We start from the raw sequence: 5,253 nt of genomic DNA, 5'->3' as shown, positions 1-5,253 counted from the left end.
ATGCACAGCAGGAGGCCGTCCGCGGAGACCACCACGGTGTGGGACACCCCGGGGGTGTTGTCCACGAAATTGGTGATCAGCCAGTTCAGGTTCTGTGCGGCCTGGCTCATCTGAGTCAACTCAACGCTCCTGGTGGTTCGAGCCGCCGAAGAGATCGGTGCTCCGGTTCTGTCCGTTGCCGGACTGGTCTACCTGATCGGGGTCGATCCGGAAGCTTCCGGTGTTGCCGGCGCTGCGGCCCTGCTCCACACCGCGGCGCAGGTTGGTGAGGCGGCCACGGACCTCCTCGGGGCTGCGGGAGACCTGCGGCCCCTCCTGCGGGGTGGGCTTGGCGTTGCCGGGCACCAGGTTCTGCTTGGGAACGCGCCTGGGCAGTCCGGCCCCGGTGGTGCCGCTGGACGAGGGCTCGCGCAGCTGCTCGGCGCGCTGCCAGTCGCCGTCGTTCGGCGACTGCCAGGGGGAACTGGCGGTCGGGCCGGTCGGGCCGTATCCGCCGAGTGCGGACACGTCGTGGCCGCGGGTCTCGGCGGGCGCCGAGGTGTCCTTGGCGCCGGCGAACCAGTTCGGGGTCTCCCCGGACGGGCTGCCGCCGACCGGGGCGGCGCCCAGGCTGCCGCCCGCCAGCTGCTGGCCGGGGCGGCGCTGGGGCAGCCCGGACGGCAGGGTGGCGGTGGGCTCGGCGGCGGGCAGGGCGGGCGGCTCGGGGGCGTACGGGTGGCCGGAGGGGGCCTCCGCGGCCTGGTGGCCGTAGCCGTCCTGGGCGTACTCGTCCTGCTGGTAGCCGCCCTGGTCGTAGCCGTACTGGCCGTCCGCGTAGGCGCCCTGGTCGTAACCCTGCTGCGGGTACTGGCCGTAGCCGTCCTGGGCGTACTCGTCCTGCTGGTAGCCGCCCTGGTCGTAGCCGCCCTGCTCGTAGCCGTACTGGTCGTCGGCGTAGGCGCCCTGGTCGTAACCCTGCTGCGGGGCGTACTGGTCGTAGCCCTGCTGGTAGTCCTCCTCGACCTCGGCGTCCACCACCGGCGGCTGCGGGGCGCCCTCCAGGGCCGCGCGGCGGACCTGGTCGAGGCGCTGCGAGCGCTGGACGGCCTCCAGGGCCGGGCTGAAGCCCGAGGAGCCGGCGTTGCCGATGCCGGTGAGGTGGTCGTCGAAGCCCAGCTCGGCGGCGCTGCGGGTGCGGCTGTCGGGGGCCCACTCGGAGGTCGGCTCCTGGTCGGCGAAGATCCGGGAGACGGTGAACTGCTCCTCCGGCTCCGGCGCCACCGCGGACTGGGTGACGAACGGCGGGAGCATGACCAGCGAGGTGGTGCCGGCCGACTCGCCGGACGGGCGCAGCTGGACGCGGATGTCGTGCCGCTGGGAGAGCCGGCCGACCACGAAGAGGCCCATGCGGCGGGAGATGGTGGCGTCGACCGTGGGCGGCTCGGACAGCTTCTCGTTGATCTCCGCGAAGTCGTCGGCGGTGAGGCCGATGCCCTTGTCGTGGATCTCGACCAGCACCCGGCCGTCCGGCAGGCGGGTCGCGTTGACCAGCACCCGGGTCTGCGGGCTGGAGAACGAGGTGGCGTTCTCCAGCAGCTCGGCGAGCAGGTGGACGAGGTCGGTCACGGCGGCGCCGACGACCTCGACCTCCGGGATGCCGGACAGCTCGACGCGCTCGTACTGCTCCACCTCGGAGGCGGCGGCGCGCAGCACGTCGACCAGCGGGACCGGGGTGTTCCAGCGGCGGCCGGCCTCCTCGCCCGCGAGGACGAGCAGGTTCTCACCGTTGCGGCGCATACGGGTGGCCAGGTGGTCCAGCTTGAAGAGGTTCTCCAGCTGGTCCGGGTCGGCCTCGTTGTTCTCCAGGTCGGTGATCAGTGCCAGCTGGCGCTGGATCAGGCCCTGGCTGCGGCGCGACAGGTTGGTGAAGATCGCGTTGACGTTCCCTCGCAGCAGTGCCTGCTCGGCGGCGAGCGCCACGGCTTGCTGGTGGACCTGGTCGAACGCCCGGGCGACTTCGCCGATCTCGTCCTTGCCGTGCAGCGGGATCGCGGTCACCGAGGTGTCGACCCGGTCGGGGTCGGTCTTGGAGAGCTTCTCGACCAGGTCCGGCAGGCGGTGGTCGGCGATCTCCAGGGCGGCGCTGCGCAGGGTGCGCATGCCGAGGATCATCGAGCGGGCGACGTAACCGGTGAGCAGGCCGGCCAGGATCAGTGCGGCGACGACGATGACCGTGTTGAGGATGGCGTCGTAGAGCGCGTTGTCCTTGAGGTTGCGGGAGTCGGTGAGGACGTCGTCCAGCAGCACGACTTCGGTGTTCCGCAGGGCCTGGATGTGGTTGCCGGCGGCCTGGTTCCAGTTGTCCACGGTCAGACCTGCCTTGTTGGCCTCGGCGTACGAGGCGTCGGCGGAGGCCTTGCCCTTCAGCTGGCCCAAGGCGGCGGCCTCGGCGTAGTTGCCGGCGAGCGCCAGCAGGCCCTGCATGGTGGGCACGGTGCCGTTGGGCATCTTGAGCGCCGAGTGCTCCTGGGCGGTGGCCAGGGCCACCTGCGCGTCCGCGTACTTCTTGGCGTCCACGGGGTCGCTACCGGTGGTGAACTCGCTGATCGAGACCTGTTCCAGCTTCTCCGAGACCAGGATCTGCTGGGTCATGTCCTGGTTCTCGTAGCGCGTGGTCGCGCTCTGCCCGATGCCGGCCAGCAGGCTCAGCATCAGCGAGCGCTGGGTCGAGGCGGAGGCCTTGGCCAGCGACATCGCGTAGATCGCGCGGCCCTTGCTGGTGGCGTTGGCGGAGCCGTTGCCGACCGAGTTGTCGTAGGCCAGCAGCGGCGCGAACATCGTCGAGTAGGCGCTCGCGGTGGCGCTGGCGAACAGCTCCTTGCCGTACGCGACCTGGCGCAGGTGCGGCAGGTCGATCACCAGGGTCTGGAAGGCCTCGTGGCGGCGCGGCAGCTCGCCGGATTTGTCGGAGGCCTCGTACGCGGCGTTGTAGGCCTTCAGCGCGGCGTCGGTGTCGGCGCGGCGCTTGGCGACCTCGTTGTTCGGGTCCTGCCCGGTGATCAGGGGTATCAGGGTCTTGTCGCGCTCGTTCTCGAGCGCCTCGGCGAGTTCGGTCGCCGCCTTGGCCAGTTCGGCGGTCTTCTCGGCCCGGGAGGCCTTGATGTAGCCGTCGACCGAGGTGTTCACTCGCAGACCGCCGAAGACCAGACTGATGATCACGGGGATCAGCAGGATCGCGATCAGACGGGTCGGCACGCGCCAGTTGCGCGGACGGAGGAAGTCGTACCGGCTGGAGCCGCCGTCGCCCGCCGGACCGGCGCCCGGGCGAGGCTCCTTGGCCGCGGTCGGGGGCTTGGGGGCAGGGGTGGCCTGGGCGCGCTCCTCGGTGGGAGTGAACGCGGAGAATCCGGCCGGTTCCGCGGCGTTGCCGTTCGGCTCGCTCTGGCGGGGCTCGGAGCGCCGCTGCGGGGCGGGTTGCTGCTTACGCCTCACTCGACTACTACCTCTCGGCCGACTAGCCGGCCATGGATCAATCCAGCGCTACCCCCGGGGCCCTGGCCCGCCGCCGGACGGCCGGCGCGGGATGTTCAGGGGTAGCTGGAATTTCAGCACGTGCAGGGATGGGGGACAAACAGCCGCCGTATGACACCCGCGTCGTCACAATCCGGACAATCAGCGACATGACGGAGCAAATCCGTGGTCATCTGGCGCTGAGTGACGCTGATTCGCCACGCTGCGTCATTGTTGATCACAAAATGCCTACCGAACTGTTATGCGCTGCTTATACGCGGGTCTTGCGCGCGGCCCCGGGAGGACACCGGCCGGTAAGCGCCGCCGCCCCGGCGACCCGTCAGTGTGACGGCTCGCCGGGGCCGGACGGTTCCGCTGTTCGCGCACTCGCCTCCGGGGCGCTCGGACCCGGTGCCGACGGTCGGCGGGCACTGCACCGCCTCCTTCGTCGGCGGCTCGGCCCTTCTCCCTTTCGGCACCGGCACGCCCCTTCGGCTCGGCGCGGTGGCCATTCGCGTGTTCGATCAGCGGAGCCGCGCGAGCAGGGCGTGCTCGACCAGGGTGATCAGGGCGCTCTTGGCGCTGTCCCGACGGCGCGCGTCGAGGGTGATCACGGGGGTGTCGGCGCCGAGCTGCAGGGCCTCGCGCACCTCGTCCGCGGTGTGCGGCTGGTGGCCGTCGAAGCCGTTGAGGGCGACGACGAAGGGCAGGCCGCTGTTCTCGAAGTAGTCGAGGGCCGGGAAGCAGTCGGCGAGGCGCCGGGTGTCCACCAGCACGACGGCCCCGATGGCGCCCCGGACGAGGTCGTCCCACATGAACCAGAAGCGGTCCTGCCCGGGGGTGCCGAACAGGTAGAGGATCAGGTCCTCGTCGAGGGTGATGCGGCCGAAGTCCATGGCGACGGTGGTGGTCGTCTTGCCGGAGACGTGGCTGATGTCGTCGATGCCGGCGGAGGCCGAGGTCATGACGGCTTCGGTGCGCAGGGGGTTGATCTCGGAGACGGCGCCGACGAGCGTGGTCTTGCCGACACCGAAGCCGCCCGCGATGACGATCTTCGCGGAGGTCGTGGCGCGGGCGGGTCCGTTAGAGCTTGCGAAGTCCACTGAGGACCCTTTCGAGCAGCGTGACATCGGGCGTTCCGCCCGACTCGCCCGCGGCGGCGGGCTGGTGGATGGCGACGAGACCGGCCTCGGCCAGGTCGGCCACGAGGATGCGGGCCACACCGAGCGGCACGCCGGCCAGTGCGGAGATCTCCGCGATGGACTTGACCTCACGGCAGAGGTTCACGATCCGGGCGTGCTCGGGCAGCAGCCCGGTGGTGCGCTCGGCCGAGCCCGTGGTCGAGATCAGGGCCTCGATCGCGAGCTGGTACCGGGGCCGGGTCCGGCCGCCGGTCATCGCGTACGGGCGGACCAGCGGCTGCTGCTCGTAGCCGTCGGACTGCTGCCCGCCGTAGCCGCTGCCGTACCCGTTGCCGTACGGGCCGGCGGGTGTCGAGGGCGGGGTCATGGGTCCTCCTTGTGCTGCAGCCTTGGGCAGCCGGTTCCAGCTGGGGCGGTGCCAGCTGAGGCGGGATCAGCTGCCTGAGGGTAGCTGAGGGTGAGGCGCCGGGTCCGGTCGGGTCGGACCCGGTGCGGGGTGGAACGGTGGGAGTTCCGCGCGGGTTCCGGTCAGTGCAGGAGACTGCCCTGGAGTTCCGCGCGGAGTGCGGGGGTGAGGACGGCGCCGGCTCGGTCGACGAGCAGGGCCATTTCGTAGCCGACC

The 5,253-nt window shown here is 71.0% G+C and carries 4 protein-coding genes and 1 pseudogene; all 5 read right to left on the bottom strand.

The annotated features are described in order from the left end of the window. On the bottom strand, nt 1-110 hold a 110-nt coding region (locus ACWCYO_RS40180), incomplete at its 3' end, for a roadblock/LC7 domain-containing protein (protein WP_402508300.1). Nucleotides 111-120: 10 nt separating this feature from the next. After that, the gene (locus ACWCYO_RS40175; protein WP_449786993.1) at nt 121-3,471 is read right to left on the bottom strand and encodes a nitrate- and nitrite sensing domain-containing protein; all 3,351 of its coding nucleotides are present in this window, start codon (nt 3,469-3,471) and stop codon (nt 121-123) included. Between the two features lie 542 nt (nt 3,472-4,013). Beyond that, on the bottom strand, nt 4,014-4,592 hold the full coding sequence (locus ACWCYO_RS40170; RefSeq protein ID WP_270143826.1) for a GTP-binding protein: 579 nt from the start codon (nt 4,590-4,592) through the stop codon (nt 4,014-4,016). Next, entirely contained in the window at nt 4,573-4,998 is a 426-nt protein-coding gene (locus tag ACWCYO_RS40165) for a DUF742 domain-containing protein (RefSeq protein WP_030291321.1), read from the bottom strand. Before ACWCYO_RS40165 ends, ACWCYO_RS40170 begins: the two co-directional genes overlap by 20 nt. 161 nt (nt 4,999-5,159) lie before the next feature. After that, nucleotides 5,160-5,253 (bottom strand): annotated as a pseudogene (locus tag ACWCYO_RS40160) (roadblock/LC7 domain-containing protein); the annotation flags it as partial.

The organism is Kitasatospora sp. NPDC001683 (genome assembly GCF_053596495.1).
This window is presented reverse-complemented; position numbering and strand designations above follow the sequence as displayed.